This window comes from Haloferula sp. BvORR071, from assembly GCF_000739615.1.
In the GTDB taxonomy this organism is placed as follows: Bacteria; Verrucomicrobiota; Verrucomicrobiia; order Verrucomicrobiales; family Akkermansiaceae; genus Haloferula.
In genome coordinates, this window is the sequence record NZ_BATP01000051.1 from 40,476 (window position 1) to 56,243 (window position 15,768).

Genomic DNA, 15,768 nt, shown 5'->3' on the forward strand with positions numbered 1-15,768 from the left:
CGATGGGCTTTCTCTCTCCAGCAATGCTTGCCGGGTTGGTGGCGGTCGGGGTGCCGATCCTGATCCACCTGCTCAACAAGTTCCGCGTCCGTAGCACGGACTGGGGCGCAATGAAGCTGCTGCTCGACAGCGTGAAGCAGGACGAGCGCAAGGTGAAGCTGGATGATCTCATTCTCCTGCTGCTGCGCTGCGCGGTGGTGGTGGCCGCGGTGATTGCCTTCGCTCATCCGGTGCTGAAGGGCAGTGCGAATGGCGGCGAGGCGAGCGGCCCGGTCGCGGCGGTGGTGCTGCTGGATAATTCGGCGAGCATGGGGCAAACGGGCGGCGCGCTAAGCCGCTTCGAACAAGCGAAACAGGAGATCCGCGAGTGGCTGGATGCGTTGCATCCACGCTCGGAGGTCGCGATGATCCTCGCCTCGGATAGTCCGGTGCCCCTGGTGGCCGAGCCGATCGATGATGCGGTGCTGCTGCGCAAGGCGCTGGATGAAGCGCCGCTCAGCGACAAAGGCAGCGGGCTAATGGATTCGCTGGGGATGGCGGTCGATGCTCTGGCCGCGACCAAGGACCGGCCGAAGGAGATCCGCATCTACACCGATGGTCAGCGGCCGCTGCTGCCCGATCCCGAAGCACTGCGGCGTCTCGCCCGTGAGCACCCGGAGATCTTGATCCGGCCGATTCTTGTGGGCGCAGCTCCCGCGGCGAATCTCGGGATCGTCTCGTTGGAAGCGAGTGGTGGGATTCCTTCGCCGGGGCGCCTGTTGCGGATTCACGCCAAGGTGCTGAATGCCGGGCCCGGTGAAGCGGTGAATGTGCCACTGGAATTCAGCCTGGATGATGGCACCCCGGCGGGTTCGCTGGTGATTCCGCGGATCGCAGCGGGATCTACGGCGGAGGGCGTAATTGCCTTCAGCTTCCCGGCGGAGGGGCCGCATGCGCTGACGGCCTTGCTCCCCGCGGATGCCCTGCTGGCGGACAATCAACGCTCGCTGGCGGTGGAGGTCGCGCGGCGGAAGGATGTGGTGGTCGTGAATGCGGGGAGTGTCACGGGGGGCTTTGTCGCGAAGGCGATCGCGCCGGTCGCGGTGGAGGAGGCCGCGAAGTTCTTCCTCGCGCCGCTGCCGGCGGAGATGGACGAGCTGCCCGGGTTGCTGGCCCAGCAGGAGCTGCCCTTCGCCGTGGTGCTTTGCGAGCCGCAGGAGATCCCGGCGGCTACGGCTGATTTGTTAGATCGCTATCTCGCGAAGGGCGGCAATCTGATTGTCTTCCCCGGTGCCGGCTGGCAGGGCGGGGATGGTCTGCTGCCAGCGGCGCTTTCTGCGCCGATTGGTGAGGGCACGCCCGGCGTGACCTGGCAGGGAAGGGGACTCACGCATCCGGTCACCCGTCTCTGGAATGATGCCGCGAATGGCAATCTCGGCAGCGTGGTCTTGATGAAGCATTTCCCGCTGGATCTGCGCGCTGGCGAGGCGCTGGTCACGCTCTCCGATGGCAAGCCCGGCGTGGCGATCGGTCATCGCGGTGCAGGCAGCGTGGTGCTCTTTGCCGCGCCCTTGCAGGCGGAGTGGACGAATCTAGCGATCCACCCGGCCTTTGTGCCCTTCTTCCAGCGGCTGCTCGGCGAGCTGGATCGCGGTGCGCAGGGCGGGTTGAACCTTCGCCCCGGTGAGGTCTTCCGCAAGATCCTGAAGCCGGAGGAGAGCGGCAAGAATTTCACCCTGCACCTCCCCGGGCAGGGCGGTGAGCGCAGCGGCGGACAACTCGCCGCGAGTACGGAGGGTACCGTACTACGCTGCGAGGATACCTGGCCGCTGGGTATCTACCGGGCCTCGGTCGAGGGCGAGCCGGTGGCCGTCTTCACGGTGGGGCTTGATCCGGAGGAGTCGCGGCTGGAGCAGATTCCCGCGGCGGATCTCGCGGAGTGGACCACGGTGCCGCGAGAGGCAATCGCGGAGCCGGTCCAATCGCGCACGGTGGTGCTGAAGGATTTCCTGCCGCTGCTTCTTTGGATTCTCGTAGGGCTCGCGTTGGTGGAGTGCGGGATGGCGTATCGCGTGACCATGGCCCGTTAGAATGATGCATGCGAACCCACCATTCCTGATTCTGGCCGATGCCGCGCGCTCCTGGAGCCTGAGCTACGATGGGCTCGCGCCTGCGTGGGCCTTCCTTGTCTTTCTGGTGCTCGCGGTGGCGGCTGGCTTTGCTTACCTGCGGATCCGGGATCGCGCGCCGCGCGGCGATCTCTTCGGCATGGCGGCGATCCGGCTCCTGATCTGCGCGCTGCTTGCCGCGCTGCTCACCCTGCCCGTGCTGCGGCTCAGCGAGAGCAAGGCGGTGCGCCAGCCCTGGGCGGTGCTGGTGGATGCCTCGCAGAGCATGGCACTGCCGGACCGCCGTGAGTCCCCGGAGGATCTCAAGCGCGCCGCCATCGCCGCGGGCGTGGCGCAGGCGGATGAGAAGATCGCGGGCATGAGCCGGGCGCAGATCGTCGATGCGCTCGCTTCCAACAAGAAGCTGAACCTCTGGCCGCGGATCGGCGAACAAGCGGAACTCGAATTCTACACCTTCGGCGAGAACCTCACACGCGAGGCTGGCAATGCCTTCCCCGCCATCGATCCGAAGCAGCAGCAGACCTCGCTCGGCGATGCGCTCAACCGCGTGCTCAAGGACCCGCGCTCCCTCGGTGGCGTGATCGTGGTCAGCGATGGCGGCAACAATCACGGCGCTCCGCCGGTCGAGGCCGCGCGCCTCGCGAAGGAACGCAAGCTGCCGCTCTTCCTTTACGGCGTCGGCGTCTCGTCCCCGCCGGACATCGAGGTGCGCTCACTGGATCATCCCAGCCTCGCCTTCGTCGGCGAGCGCCTGGAAGCCCGCGCCCGCATCGCCATGCGCGGCTTGGAAGGCAAGACGCTCAAGGTATCCCTCAAGCTCGACGGCGCGGAGATGGGCGAGAGTGAGCTCAGCTTCAGTGGTGACGGTGAGCAGGAAGTCTCCTTCGATGTCGTTCCCCCGAAAGCCGGCGACCTGAAGCTGGAGGTCTCCGTGCCGGCCGATCCGCAGGAGGTCAGCGGCGAGAACAACCACTTCGAGTCGATGCTTCGCGTGACCGATCGCAAGTTCGACGTGCTCTTGATCGAGCAGGAGCCGCGCTGGGACTTCCGCTACCTGTTAGACTACCTCCAGCGTGATCCTCGCCTCAAGGTCCGCTGCGCGATGATCGATGGCGAGCCGGGGCTTTCACAGGGCTCCGAGTCCACCTTCCTGCCCGCGGTGCCGAGCACCCGCGAGGGCATCTTCGCCTCGCAAGTGCTGATCCTCGGCGATGTGAAGCCCGCCGACCTCGGCCGCCAGCGCATGGAGATGATCGCGGAGTGGGTGGAGGCTGGCGGCGGCATCATCTTCCTTGCCGGCTCAAACTTCAATCCCGCCGCCTATGCCGGCACCCCGCTGGAAGCCTTGCTGCCGGTGATCGCGGAACCCATGCGCGCCGGGGCCGCCCGCCAGCGCCGCGAGCCCGCGCCCTTCGCGCTTGAGCTCACGCCCGCAGGCCGTCGCTCGCCCTTCCTGCGCATGGCCGCGGAGGATGCCGAGAACCAGCGGATCTGGGAAAACTTCGCGGGCGTGCGCTGGGTCGCGCCGGTGCTGCGCGCGAAGCCGGGTGCCGAGGTGCTGTTGGTGGATTCGCGGGCTTCCACCGCTGGCCGCTTCGGCAAAATGCCGGTCTTCGCGATGCAGGGCTACGGCTCCGGCAAGTGCGTTTACTTCGGCACCGATGAGACCTACCGCTGGCGCAGCAAGACCGGCGAGAAATACTACTCGATCCTCTGGGGCCAGATCATGCAGTCGCTTTCACTGCAGTTGTTAGAGAAGGCCTCGGCACTGACCCAGATGAAAACCGACCGCGTGCAGTACCGCAGCGGCGAGCGCGTGGTGATCTCCGGCAAGGCTTACGAGGCCGGCTACGCACCGCTGATGGTTCCCAGCCTGGAAGCCAGCGTCGAAGTGGATGGTCACAGCGAGCCGCTGGTCCTCACCGCCATCGACAAGAATTCCTTCCGCGGCGAGTTCGTGCCGAAGACTCCTGGCAAATACCGCTTCCAGACCGCCCGCGACCCGGAGGGCGTGATCGACTTCGAAGTCGTGGACGCGAATGAAGAGAAGCTCCAGACCTCGCTGAATGACACCCTGCTGAAAGAGATGGCCACGGCCGCGGGTGGCAAGTTCATCCGTGAGGAGGATCTTGATGGGATGCCTGCGATGATTTCCGCCGCCGCGAGCCGCGTGGATGTCCATCGCAAGGTCGAGCTCTATAGCTCTCCAGCGTTGCTTTCCGTGCTGATCGCCCTCTTTGCCGGTGAATGGTATTGGCGCCGCAGCCGCCGCTTGAAGTGACGATGATGAAGAACCACCAGCAGATCCTGAGCGATGCGCTCGACGGTGTCCGCCGTCGCCACCTCGCGCTGTGTGTGGCGGAGTTCCCCGTCATCGCGATCGCGGCGGTGGCAGGGGCCTGGCTGCTGCAGGGGCTGGCGGATTATCTCCTGCATTTGCCGTGGGCCGCGCGTTGTGGGCTGCTGTTGGTCGATTTCCTTGTGGTGGGCTGGCTGCTGCGGCGGCGTGTGTTTTTACCTTGGAGTCGGCGGCTCGATCGGCGGGCTGCGGCCTTGTTAGTCGAGCGGGCGCGGCCGGACTTTGGCTCGGCGCTGATCTCCTCGGTGCAGTTGGCGGATGCCGCTCCACCGGAGCAGCGCCTCCTCGTCGAGCAAATGATCGCCGATACCGCGGCGAAGATCGGCGATGCGGATCTCGCCAGGCAGGTCATCTCCGCCGCGCCGCTGAAGTCGCGCCTGCTGTGGATGGCCGTGCCGCTGGGACTCGCCTGCCTCGCCTTCGCCCTGTCTCGCCCGGCCTCCGATCTCCTGCTGCGCCGCCTCTTCCTCTCGCAGGAGAACTTCCCGGCCCGCACCCGGGTGCTTGTGACGAGCGGCGATCTGGAAATCACCGAAGGTGGCACCCTCAGCCTGAAGGCCCGCGCCGAGGGCGTCGTTCCTGCTACGGGGACTCTCGTAGTCAGCCACCCGGGCAAGGAGCCCGAGCTCATCGCCCTCGCGCCCGCCGGCGATCTCTTCAGCCGCGATCTCACGAATATCCGCGAGCCCTTCTCCTATCACTTCGAGCTGAATGACGGCAGCAGCGCGGAGCAGCAGGTGAAGGTCCGCTACCTGCCCGCCCTGCGCGATCTCGTCTTCACCCAGGCCTATCCGGTCTACACCGGTCTGCCGGATCAAGTCCTCGCGCCGACCGCGTTGAAGCTGCTGGAGGGCTCCGCGCTGCGCATCGCGGGCCAAGCCTCCGAGGCGCTGAAGAGCGGCTACATCGAGTGGGACAACCAGCAGCGCTTCCCCTTCTTGCCCAACATCGCCGATCCCACTCGCTTCGAGGCCGCCTTTCCCGTGCCGGGCACTGGCCTGAAGTTCTTCACCATCCACCTCGAAGCTGTGGATGGCGATCGCTCCGCCGACCAGCCGCCCTACCGCGTCGAGCTGGTCGTCGACAAACCGCCCGCGATCACGCTCTCGAAGCCCGCCGAGGAGAACCTCACCGCGGTGATGAATGCCAGGCTGCCGCTGATCTTCGAGGCGAAGGATGATTTCGGCCTCGGCTCGGTCACACTGGTCTACCGCATCTCCCGCCCGCTGGCGAATGGCGAGCTGCACGAGTCGGAGGCCGGCAAGTTCGATCTCGGCGGCGCGGGGCAGACCCGTTTCGCAGGCTCCTTCCTCTGGGAGCTCGGCCGCATCACCCCGCCGGTCGCCACCGGCAGCAGCATCACCTTCTGGATCGAGGTGCAGGACAACAACGGCATCGCTGGTCCGGCGGTGGCACGAACTACGACGCGCACCGTAAAGATCGTCTCGGAGGAAGAGAAGCGGCTCGAACTCCTCCAGCTCCTCTCCGCGAAGTCCGCCGAACTCGAGCAGCTTTACCAGCAGCAGCGCACGCTCAACCAGGACACTGAAGCCTCGCTCCGATGAAACGCCATCTTTTGCTCATCGCCCTGCTCGCGGTGCCCGCTCATGCGGAGCCCGCGAAGGGCAAAGCCTCGGCCTATCAAGGCAGCGTCGCGCAGGAGCAACTGCGTCTCGCCACCGCGGAGCTGGAAACGCAGCTCGCCGAGATCGCCACCGAGTATGGCCAGTATCGTGCGGCGGAGAAGGAGGTCGCGCAGGTTCACCGTGGCATCCAGACCTTGCAGGATGTGACCTCCAGACAGATGCCGGAAGTCAGCGCCCTGCTGCTCGCCGCCAGCCGATCCAACAGCACGGATCAACTTCAGGACGGCCTGCGCAGCGCGGATGAACGCCAGAAGCAGATCCAAGTGAAGTTGCGCGAGGTGGCCGACCAACTATCGCGCCAGGCCGCTGCCGGTGCGATGCGCGAGCGCTTGGAGCAGCTTCTCAATCGCCAGACCACCAATCTCCGCAAGACCCTCGACCTGGCAAAGGATGGCCAGGTGGATTCCCATCAACTCGCCGCCCGCAAGACCGAGCAGGCGAATCTCGAACAGGAGATCAAGCTTGCCACCGAATCGCTGCGCCAGCTCGCGCAAGGCAGCGAGGTCGCCCCGGAGCTCAAGAGTGCGTCCAGCACCGCCGAGCAAGCAGGCCTTGAGAATCAGGCCAAGGAAGCGGCGGGCGCACTGGACGCGAACCTTGCAGATGCCGCCGCCAAGCAGCAGAGCGTGCGCGATACCCTTCAGTCGATGACAGCCGCGCTCGATGCAGCCCGCCCGCCGGAAGAGCGCGCCTGGGAGCTGGCCGCGGAGATGGCGCAGCTCGCTGCCAAGGAGCAGGAGAACTCGAACAAGACCCGCGGGACCGTCGATCCGGAGCAGGCAAAGGACCGCCGCAGCGAGCAATCCGAAGTCACCGATAAGCTGGATGCCATGCAGCCCCGCGTCGCCGCACTCGATCCGGCGCTGGGCGAGCAGATGCAGCAAGCCAATGCGACTTCACGCGACTTGGCGGAGCAATCGACCAAGGAAGCCTTCTCCAGCAACCCGCAGTTCCGCGAGCAGCAGGCGAAGTCCCAGCGCGACTTCTCCCAGCAGCTGGCCGCGATGGGCACGAAGCTCCAGGAGAAAGCGATGGCCGCGCAAAACGCGGAGATGATGGCCAACATGAGTCCACAGGAGCAGGCCCTGCGTGATGCGATCAACAAGCTCACCGAGGCCCGCGCCCAATCCGACGATGCCTACAAGGCCGCGCGCGATGAAAAGGCCTTCGCCGAGCCGTTGACCCAGACCGATGCCGGTGTCGCTGCCGCGCGTGCCGCCCTTCAACAAGCTGCCGGGCCCGAGATCGAGGCGGCGGTGAAGAAGGACCTCAATGACGTGCAGGAGCGCTCGATCGAGGCGCGCAAGGGTCGTGCCGAGCACCACATCTATCGCATCCGCGAGGGCATCGACCGCTCGCTGGCCTCGCTGCAGAACATCATGAACCAGATGGCGCTCGCGAACATGGACCAGCAGCAGCCCGGCGAGTCCACCGGCCAAGGCGAAGGCGAGGGCGGCCTGGGCAAGGCAGCGGGGAAGGGTGGCCCCGTCTTCAATGCCACCGCCGCCGCGAGCAAGGCGCAGCGCGATGCGGTTTCCCTGCTCCAGCAAGAGAAGGTCGCCCCGGAGTATGAGCCGATGGTGAAGGAATACATCAAGAAGCTGGCCGAACCATGAGTGAACGATCTGCCAAAGCGCCACTGGGTGCGCCGACTTTAGTCGGCCTCGGAACATTCGGTGCTGCTGCGCACCCGCAAAAGCCTGTGGAGTGCGGTGGCACGACACCGCTTTGGCTTGGTGTTGGTGACTTTGCGGAAAACGGCCACGGATTGCTGGTGAGCGAAGTTTCCGGCAGGCGCTTCATTGACGCTGCCGAGAACGGACACGAACTGGAAGAGACCAAGCTCCCCCGCAGCCAAAGCGGTGTCGTGCCACCGCACTCCACAAGCAGCCGCCCCCGGTCTCACCGCCCGCAGCAGGGTCCCTGCCTCGCCATCATCGCATCGCTCCTATCATTCCTCACCCCCCTCCACGCCCAAGACGAATCCGTCTTCGGCTCGCGCGAGAAATCCGATGGCACGCTTCTCGGGATCTTCTACGACCTGAAGCAAAACCAGAAGCGCCAGGCGCTGCCGAACAACATCGATCACCTCAAGACCATGGGTGAGTTCCTGGACAGCGGCTGGGACGAGAGCACGCTCAGCTCCTACTTCCGCGCCACCAAGCCGATCTATGCCACCCAGGTCATCATCCCCACCGTGGGTGCCGATACCGCACCCGCCGCCTTCGGTCTTGCCGGCATCGTGAAGCCCTCGCAGTGGTTAGTCATCTACAAGGGCCAGGTCTCCCCGCCGGAAGATGGCACCTATCGCTTCGTCGGTGTGGCCGATGACGTCCTGGCCGTCGGCGTGAATGGCAAAACCGTGCTGGTCTCGAACTTCGGCGCGCATCGCAACTACAGCCGCTGGACCGAGCCCTCGCCCAATGAGGCGATCAAGGTCTGGGCCGGCACGCTCAAGCGCGGCAACTGGTTCACCTGCCGCAAGGGCGAGATCATCGACCTCGATATCCTCATCGGCGAGATCCCCGGCAATCTCTTCGGCGCATGGCTCATGATCGAGAAGCAGGGCCGCAGCTATCCCACGGTGAATGATCCGAAGTACGGCGTTCAGCCAGTGCTGCCGCTCTTCCAGGTGAAGAAGAGAGCCGTGGCAAATCCACCGGGACCGCAGTCGATTCCCTTCAGTAGCGATTCAGAGCCGTGGATCTGCCACCCGTAGGGGGCTCACTCCACCCGCTGCCAGCCTAACAAATTCGGGCCGTTGTAAACCGGATAGAAAAACCACGGCAGGCTGTCGTCAGACATCCCCGGCGGAACGAATTCCTGCATCCCCGCTTGTTTCCACGGCGTGTCACCCTTCATCACCCAGTCGCCGATCTCGCAGTGGGCCAGGTCGGGTTTGTGATCCTCGGGACGGTTCGGTTGACTCATGGACGGGACATTGTTGAGTTGAGGAGAGCGAACGGCACGGGGCGGAAGAGAGGGGCTGGGGCCACTTGATCCAAGCAATCAATCGCGTAATTGTCGTGTTAAGGACTGTTAATCTGCTCTTGCAAGGGGATGCCCTGACGCTGCTTGTCGATCAAACACCCTACGCCGGCCTCCATGCGCAGCGTTTCCACCGCATCGCGCTGCTCGACCGCCTGACGCTCCAAGTCATTGAAATCGATGCCCTGCCACTCCGGCACCCGTGGCTGCAGTCTCCCCAGCATCAGCCACAGCAGGCGCTTGCCTTGGATCCCCAAGGCCAGCATCTCAATCGCCTCGAAGTGCCCCAACTCGTTCGCGTCCAGCCCCTCCCATCTCAACTTCAGATGGCTCGCCTTGGCGGTGATGGCACCGAGGGTGTCCGCCAGCGCAGTCGTGTCTTGCCCGAGTTTCTCTAACAGCCTTTTCAAAAGGCCGCGGTCATCCTCCACCTTCTGCTTCAGCTTCTGGAAGAAGAGGCGCTTTTCCTCCTCCTCAGCACGATCCGCGAGGGTCTGGATCACCTTGATCGCGCCGCCGGCTCCGGCGAGGTGATCGTTCAGGTAGCGCACGAGTTCTTGGTCCATATCGCATTATCCTCCGGTTTTAAGGTTGGAATCGCTCACATCCTTGCTCTCGGGTGAGCCGTTTTGCCGCAGGAAAATGCTCAGCACCACGATCGACAGCACTGCCAGGAATTCGCTTTGCCAGTTCTGGAAGGACTGGAACCAGAACTCCGCACCGCCCAGGAATTCCCCGAGACTGGCGGCTGGCTTGCCATGCTCGGCCAGTTCTTCATTGAACTCCACCAGCCCTCCCGCGGCGTGGATCGCGAATGAGATCGCGAAGAGCGCGAGGAAGGCCACGGACAGTGAGTTCCGGTAGATCCATGAGGCTCCGCTCGTCTTGCGCTTCACCCTGAGTTCCTCCGCCTTGTCTGGATCGTTAGACTCCGCCGAGCCTCGCTGGAACAGGTACGTTGTTAGAACCACATAGGCACCCATCTGCAGGAACTCGCTCTCCCAATTCTCCCCGGTGGCCTGCCAGAAGTGGCCGCTGCGGAGGTAGGAAGTGAACTCCATCGCGGGCTTTCCATGATCCTCTTGCTCCTCGTTGTGCAGCTTGAAGCCACTCCATGCCTGTGCGAACCAAAAGCCCAGGAAAAGGCTCACCAGCACCAGCGACAGGCTGTTGTCGTGAAGAAATTTCCTCACCACCGTCCTCCCTCCACGGTGCTTGCACCCAAGAGCCCGGCGCCCACCGACTCGAGATTCGCCAGCACCAGTTCCTCCTCATCCGCGATGCCAGCCAAGGCATCGCCATCCTCGGTGAAGCCGCTCGACAAGGCGAGGTCCGAGCTGAAGCGGTAGGCCGCGATCTCATAATGTTTGATCCGCCCACAGTGGGCGACAAGCATCAGATCCCGGACCTCATCGCTTTCCACTTCGGAGAGGTGACTGTTTCCGCCGTCGATGAGTCCTTTCATGGCCTTGCACTCATCGCCGCGGGGATCCCAGCCATGCCGCTCGCAGATGTTCTCCACGGTTTGGCGCTGTTCGGTGCAGTACTTGCGGTCGTTGCGCAGCAGTGCCGCCAAGGTTCGGTTGCCCGCCTGATCGGCGAGTCCCGGCAGGGTGTTCTCGACCAGGGTTTCGAAGCTGTGGATTTCCCGCAGTTGATCCCACAGCAGGTCAGTGGAATTCCGGATTTTCATGGGCCTTGAGAGGGGTTGTTCCGGTGATCTTATCGCAGGAGGGATGCCGGGTACCGTGGGTCAAGGCGTATCAAGGAGTTCCGCTTCCCGGTGGGGTTTCTGCGCAGCCTCGACCTTTGCAATCTGCCACCTTTTGTTTGCAAAGCGTGTGCTGCGATCGGTGCGGCCCACTGGATGGATCCCTCCCTCTCTCAACGACGGGATTGTTGACCGGCTGGGATTCGCAACAGAAAAGACATGGCTAGCAAGTTCCGGCAGGAGAAATACAGCACCATGACACCCGCATCGAAGCTGATCATCTTGGAGGGCCCTTCCGGTTCGGGGAAATCTTCGCTCGCCGCCGCTTTGCAGGAGAGTCTGCTACCCGGCATCTGGCTGGGCTTTTCCATGGACACGCTCATCTACACCCTGCCTCCAAGCGTCCTCCACAGATGCAATACGGCTAACGACTGGTCGGGCGTGGACGGCAGGGCGATCGGTGCCGCAGCCCTTGCTTGCTTGAGGGCTCTGGTCGAGTGCGGGAACAAGGTCATTTTTGATCTGTGCATCCCGAGCCGGCAATATGCCGACACTTTTCAAGCCGGCATCCAGGACCTCTCTCCGGTCAAGGTGGGCGTGCGCTGCGATTGGCAGGAGATTGAGCGCCGCACGCGTCATCGTGCCGATCGCAGCATCGAGGAGGCCGAGCGGACCTTCAAGCATCAGCACCCATTCCCAGACTACGATTTCATGATCGATACGACAGGAATTGGCCCTGATGCCGCTGCCATGGAGTGCCTGGCTTCCTTTCGCCACCTCTTGGATGGCCCCGGACCCACAGGAAGCGCCCCGCAAGCCGATGCCGAACAAGGTGGCGGCAACTCCCCAGTTTAGGCTGCCAAGCTTCCATTTGCAATCACTCCGCGTCCGGGCATCATCCCCGCGCCCCGCCCCATGAGTCTCGCCTTTCTCCACACCGCCGATTGGCAGCTCGGGAAGCCCTTTGCCTCGGTGGCGGATGAGGCCAAGCGCCACCGCCTCCAACAGGAGCGCATCCACGCGATCGAGCGGTTGGCCGGGCCCATCAGTGAAAGCGGCGCTGCCTTCGTGCTGGTGGCTGGTGACCTCTTTGATTCTTCCCAAGCCACCAAGGCAACCGTATCCGCGGCCTGCCAGGCGATCGGCTCGCTCAAGGTGCCGGTCATTGCGATTCCCGGGAATCACGACCACGGCGGAGCGGGCAGCGTCTGGGATCAGGAATTCTTCCGCCGCGAGCGCGATGCCCTGGCACCGAACTTCCAGATCCTGCTCAAGCCGGAGCCGGTGGTAGTCGCAAGCGCGATCCTCTTTCCCGCGCCTCTGCTGCGCCGCCATGAAGCCGGCGACCCCAGTGCCTGGATCCGCACGGCGCTCGATGACCCGGCCTTGCCCGCGGACTTGCCACGGATCGTGCTTGCGCACGGCACAGTGCAGGGCTTCGGCACGGCTGAGCTCGATGAAGACGAGCTGCCATCCACAGCGAACCTGATCGATCTCTCACGTCTGCCCGCGCACTCGGTGGACTACATCGCACTCGGTGACTGGCATGGCACCAAGCAAGTCGGGCCGAAGGCGTGGTATAGCGGCACTCCGGAGATCGATCGCTTCCCGCGTGGCGAGGGCAATCGCCCCGGGTACATCCTCAAGGTCACCGTCGCTCGCGGCACTCTGCCGCAGGTGGAGGAATGGCGCAGCGCGAAATTCGAGTGGCGCGAGCTCGGCTACCGCTTCACCGAGGACTCCGGCCTGGATCTGCTCAAGGGGCAGCTCGATGAGTTGCTCGGCAGCCGCAGCGGCGATCACCTTCTTCAGCTCCGGCTGGATGGCTCGCTCGGCATCGCCGCCGCGGGACGCCTGGAGGAATTGTTAGAAACTCTCGACGCCCGCCTGCTCCGCCTGAAGCTCTATCATAGCGTGACCGTTGCTCCCAGCGAGGAAGAAGCCGCAGCTCTCACCCGTCGTGCCGGCGATCCGCTGATCGTTTCGGTGGCCAGCCAGCTCGCGGTCGAGGCGCTGGGCGATGATGAAGAGGCCGCGATTGCCCGTCTGGCCCTGCGTGAACTCTACGGCGCCCTCACCTGACCATGCGCCTGCTTTCCCTCACCGTCCGCAACTACCGCATCCACCGCGAGACCACGGTGGCCTTCGACCGCGCGCGCACGCTGTTAGGCGGTGCCAACCAGAGTGGCAAAAGCACCCTGGTGGAAGCCGCGCACCGGGCGCTTTTCTTGCGCGCGAAGACCGGCGGCAGCCTGCAGCAGGAGATGGTCTCCAAGCTCCATCACGATGCGCCGGAAGTGATCCTCTCCTTCGAGGCCGCCGGCGCAGAGTGGCAGGTGGAGAAGAAATTCGCTGGCACCAAGGGCAGCACCCGCCTGACCGGGCCCGGCGGCCTGGCGCTGAAGGACGATGAAGCGGAGACCAAGCTCTCCGAGTTGCTCAAGAGCGATATCGCCGGCGGTCGCGGTGCCGCGGGACAACTGCCGACCCTGTGGTCCCATCTCTGGGTCTGGCAGGGGAGTTCCGGTGATGATCCGGGAGAGCATGCCGGTCGTCACAAGGACACCCTCGTGCGGCGGCTCCAGCAAGACGGCGTGGCCGCGGTCATGCAGTCCGGGCTCGATCAACAGGTGCGCGACCGGATCGCGGCGGAGTACCTGGAACTTTTCACGGCCAGCACCGGCAAGTTGAAGGCCTCATCCCGGGCCGAAATCGCCCGGGATCGCCATGAGAAGGCCCGGGTCGAGCAGGAGCGCGCCGCGGGCGTCATGGAGCGCATGGAGTCCGCCGTGGCGGATCATGCCAGCGCCGCCCAACAGCTCGCGACCGCCGAGGCCGCGCTGCCCGGACTGCAAGAGCAACTCCAGGCGGTGGAAGAAAAGCTCAAGCAAGTCGCCGAGCTCAAGCAGCAGGAAGAAAAGGCCCTGCGGGTATGGGAAACGGCGGCAGCGGCGCTGAAGTCGATCCTCGATCAGGACACTCGCATCCGGGAATTGCAGCAGCAGATCGCGGCGGCGAAGGAAGCCTTGCAGCCGATGGAAACCGCGGAGGCGCGCTTGGTCACAGAAGATCAGTCGGCCGCAAATCTGGCACGCGAGGCGGAGCAAACGCTGCGGGCGAAGACGGACGCGATCCGCTTGGCGCGGCAGCGGCATGACTTGGCGGTGGCGCTGGTGGATGCCGGCGAGAAGGAGGAAGCGCGCGTGCGTCTGGCGGAACGGGCCAAGGAAGCCGAAGCCCTGAGCGGCGAGCGGAATGAGCTGTTAGAAAAGTGGTCGAAGCTGCCGGCGCTGACGGCGCAGGAAATCCGGAACTTGCGCAAGCTCGACCAGGATGCCGGACAGGCGCTGGCGGCACTGCGCGCGATCGCCACCGGCATCGAACTGGTGGCAGGGGGGAAGGAACTTTTGTTAGATGGCATGCCCTTGCCGGTAGGCGAGCTGCGGATCCTGACGGATACCGCCGAGCTGACGACCGCCGATGGCACGCGCTTGAGGATCCGCCCGGGTGGCGGGACCTCGCTGGCGGATGCGAAGTCGCAGGGCGAAACGGCGGTGCGGGCCTTTGCCGATGCCCTGCAACGCCATGCGCTGGCGGATCTGGATGCGGCGGTGGCGGCCTTCGAGCAGCGGCAGAATCTGGAGCAGCAGGGCACGCAGGTGCAGGCGCGCTGGAAGGCGATGGGCGGGGAAACTCTGGCCGCGGAGCTGAGCAAGGCGACCTCCGCGGCAAGCGTCGCCAAGGCCGAACTGGAGCGCCGCCGCGCTGCGCTGGGGGAGGAGAAGGAAGCTGTTAGCCTGGCCGCGGCGAAGGAGGAACTCCACACGGCGGAGCAGGCGGAAACGACCGCACGCAAGGGCGAGGAGCAATTCCGCACCCGGCGTGAGGCGGCCGCGAAGTCTCTTGAAGAGCAACGGCAACGTCTGACCCGTGACAAGCAAGCGCTGCGGGACCTGGAGACCAAGCTCAAGGTGATCGAGGATAGCCACGGCGAGCCCGCGGCGCGTGAGGCGGCCCTCTCTCAAGCGCGCACCGCAGAGCGCGAGACGGGCCTTCAGCTCGCTGCCCTGCGCCAAGGCTTGAAGGATCTGGCACCGGAGCTGTTAGCCGGGGACAAGGAACGCTTCGGGCGCGCGATCACACAACAGGAGACCAGCCGCCGCAATGCCCAGGACCGGGCTCTAACGGCCGGGACCCTGTTGCGCTTGGACGGCAGCAGCGATCCACAGGCGGACCTCCTGCATGCCACCGCGCGGGTGGAATCGACGCGGCAGGCCTATGAGTCGGAACTGCGGCGGGCGAAGGCGATCGAGAAGCTGCACAAGCTCTTCGCCTCCTCGGGCGAGGCGATCGACCGCAGCCTGGTGCAGCCGCTGGCAGATCGGATTTCCGGATACGTGCAGTGCCTCTACGGACCGGCGGCCACGGTGCAGATGACCCTGGCGGAGGATGGCAAGGCCGGGCTGGAGTTGCTCTGCCCGGGGATGCCGGCTTTCGGCTTCGGCACGCTGAGCGGCGGCACGCGCGAGCAGGTGGCGGCAGCGCTGCGCCTGGCCATGGCGGAGATCCTGGCGGCGGATCACGATGGCTGCCTCCCGGTAGTCTTCGACGATGCCTTCGCCTACGTGGACCCGGAGCGGATACAGGTCCTCCAGCGGATGCTGGACCTGGCGGCCGCGCGGGGCTTGCAGGTGATCGTCTTTGCCTGCAATCCCGGGGATTACTCAGGCCTCGGTGCAGTGGAGACCAGGATCTAGAAAGACAGGGTGCCGAGTGATCCGTGAGCGGTGATCAGTGGAACAATCGGCGCGGCGCGAATCCAAGGGCATGTAGTCCCGCCTTCAGGCGGACGAAGCAGCTCTTGCGGCGGATCCCACCCAGAGCCTCCCAGAGATGCCAGTCCTCACGCAGGCCTTCCAATGTCTGCAAAAATCCACACAAGGGCGCTCCCATAAC

General features: G+C 64.8%; 12 protein-coding genes. 8 read left to right on the forward strand and 4 right to left on the reverse strand.

The features are described 5' to 3' along the window. Window positions 1–2 precede the first annotated feature (2 nt). Genes BV071_RS25265 through BV071_RS25285 form a run of 5 tightly spaced genes read left to right on the forward strand, consistent with a single transcriptional unit; the run spans window position 3 to window position 8,832 of the window. Window positions 3–2,069 (forward strand): BatA domain-containing protein, encoded by a 2,067-nt coding sequence (locus tag BV071_RS25265; protein ID WP_075091005.1) that lies wholly within the window; start codon window positions 3–5, stop codon window positions 2,067–2,069. Between the two features lies 1 nt (window position 2,070). Beyond that, window positions 2,071–4,389: a hypothetical protein gene (locus BV071_RS25270; protein ID WP_035613193.1), complete on the forward strand. Its 2,319-nt coding sequence runs from the start codon at window positions 2,071–2,073 to the stop codon at window positions 4,387–4,389. Next, entirely contained in the window at window positions 4,356–6,032 is a 1,677-nt protein-coding gene (locus tag BV071_RS25275) for a DUF4175 family protein (protein WP_265594868.1), read from the forward strand. The genes BV071_RS25270 and BV071_RS25275 overlap by 34 nt, the downstream gene beginning before the upstream one ends. After that, entirely contained in the window at window positions 6,029–7,729 is a 1,701-nt protein-coding gene (locus BV071_RS25280) for a hypothetical protein (RefSeq protein WP_035613199.1), read from the forward strand. Before BV071_RS25275 ends, BV071_RS25280 begins: the two co-directional genes overlap by 4 nt. Then, window positions 7,726–8,832 (forward strand): PA14 domain-containing protein, encoded by a 1,107-nt coding sequence (locus tag BV071_RS25285; protein WP_081886230.1) that lies wholly within the window; start codon window positions 7,726–7,728, stop codon window positions 8,830–8,832. The genes BV071_RS25280 and BV071_RS25285 overlap by 4 nt, the downstream gene beginning before the upstream one ends. 5 nt (window positions 8,833–8,837) lie before the next feature. On the opposite strand, the gene BV071_RS25290 is transcribed toward BV071_RS25285, so the two are convergent. The 4 genes from BV071_RS25290 to BV071_RS25305 form a co-directional block, all read right to left on the reverse strand. Continuing rightward, window positions 8,838–9,044: a hypothetical protein gene (locus BV071_RS25290; protein WP_035613204.1), complete on the reverse strand. Its 207-nt coding sequence runs from the start codon at window positions 9,042–9,044 to the stop codon at window positions 8,838–8,840. A gap of 98 nt (window positions 9,045–9,142) precedes the next feature. After that, window positions 9,143–9,667 (reverse strand): hypothetical protein, encoded by a 525-nt coding sequence (locus tag BV071_RS25295; RefSeq protein WP_035613207.1) that lies wholly within the window; start codon window positions 9,665–9,667, stop codon window positions 9,143–9,145. A gap of 6 nt (window positions 9,668–9,673) precedes the next feature. Further along, window positions 9,674–10,294, reverse strand: a complete 621-nt coding sequence (locus BV071_RS25300) for a DUF6766 family protein (protein ID WP_035613364.1) — start codon at window positions 10,292–10,294, stop codon at window positions 9,674–9,676. Beyond that, the gene (locus BV071_RS25305; protein ID WP_035613209.1) at window positions 10,291–10,794 is read right to left on the reverse strand and encodes a DUF892 family protein; all 504 of its coding nucleotides are present in this window, start codon (window positions 10,792–10,794) and stop codon (window positions 10,291–10,293) included. The genes BV071_RS25300 and BV071_RS25305 overlap by 4 nt, the downstream gene beginning before the upstream one ends. Before the next feature lie 237 nt (window positions 10,795–11,031). Between BV071_RS25305 and BV071_RS25310 the strand changes: the two genes are divergently transcribed. The 3 genes from BV071_RS25310 to BV071_RS25320 are packed head-to-tail and all read left to right on the forward strand — an operon-like array spanning window position 11,032 to window position 15,569. After that, window positions 11,032–11,667, forward strand: a complete 636-nt coding sequence (locus tag BV071_RS25310; RefSeq protein WP_052573886.1) for an AAA family ATPase — start codon at window positions 11,032–11,034, stop codon at window positions 11,665–11,667. A gap of 60 nt (window positions 11,668–11,727) precedes the next feature. Next, complete coding sequence (locus BV071_RS25315) at window positions 11,728–12,894, forward strand: DNA repair exonuclease (RefSeq protein ID WP_035613212.1); 1,167 nt, start codon at window positions 11,728–11,730, stop codon at window positions 12,892–12,894. A gap of 2 nt (window positions 12,895–12,896) precedes the next feature. After that, on the forward strand, window positions 12,897–15,569 hold the full coding sequence (locus BV071_RS25320; RefSeq protein ID WP_035613215.1) for an AAA family ATPase: 2,673 nt from the start codon (window positions 12,897–12,899) through the stop codon (window positions 15,567–15,569). The last annotated feature ends 199 nt before the right edge of the window (window positions 15,570–15,768 follow it).

Excerpts from the sequence above, each read along its gene's own strand:
- BV071_RS25270 (WP_035613193.1), top strand. The coding sequence starts at position 2,071 with ATGATGCATGCGAACCCACCATTCCTGATTCTGGCCGATGCCGCGCGC.
- BV071_RS25315 (WP_035613212.1), top strand. The coding sequence starts at position 11,728 with ATGAGTCTCGCCTTTCTCCACACCGCCGATTGGCAGCTCGGGAAGCCC.
- BV071_RS25305 (WP_035613209.1), bottom strand. The coding sequence starts at position 10,794 with ATGAAAATCCGGAATTCCACTGACCTGCTGTGGGATCAACTGCGGGAA.
- BV071_RS25265 (WP_075091005.1), top strand. The coding sequence starts at position 3 with ATGGGCTTTCTCTCTCCAGCAATGCTTGCCGGGTTGGTGGCGGTCGGG.
- BV071_RS25285 (WP_081886230.1), top strand. The coding sequence starts at position 7,726 with ATGAGTGAACGATCTGCCAAAGCGCCACTGGGTGCGCCGACTTTAGTC.
- BV071_RS25295 (WP_035613207.1), bottom strand. The coding sequence starts at position 9,667 with ATGGACCAAGAACTCGTGCGCTACCTGAACGATCACCTCGCCGGAGCC.
- BV071_RS25280 (WP_035613199.1), top strand. The coding sequence starts at position 6,029 with ATGAAACGCCATCTTTTGCTCATCGCCCTGCTCGCGGTGCCCGCTCAT.
- BV071_RS25320 (WP_035613215.1), top strand. The coding sequence starts at position 12,897 with ATGCGCCTGCTTTCCCTCACCGTCCGCAACTACCGCATCCACCGCGAG.
- BV071_RS25310 (WP_052573886.1), top strand. The coding sequence starts at position 11,032 with ATGGCTAGCAAGTTCCGGCAGGAGAAATACAGCACCATGACACCCGCA.
- BV071_RS25275 (WP_265594868.1), top strand. The coding sequence starts at position 4,356 with ATGGTATTGGCGCCGCAGCCGCCGCTTGAAGTGACGATGATGAAGAAC.
- BV071_RS25290 (WP_035613204.1), bottom strand. The coding sequence starts at position 9,044 with ATGAGTCAACCGAACCGTCCCGAGGATCACAAACCCGACCTGGCCCAC.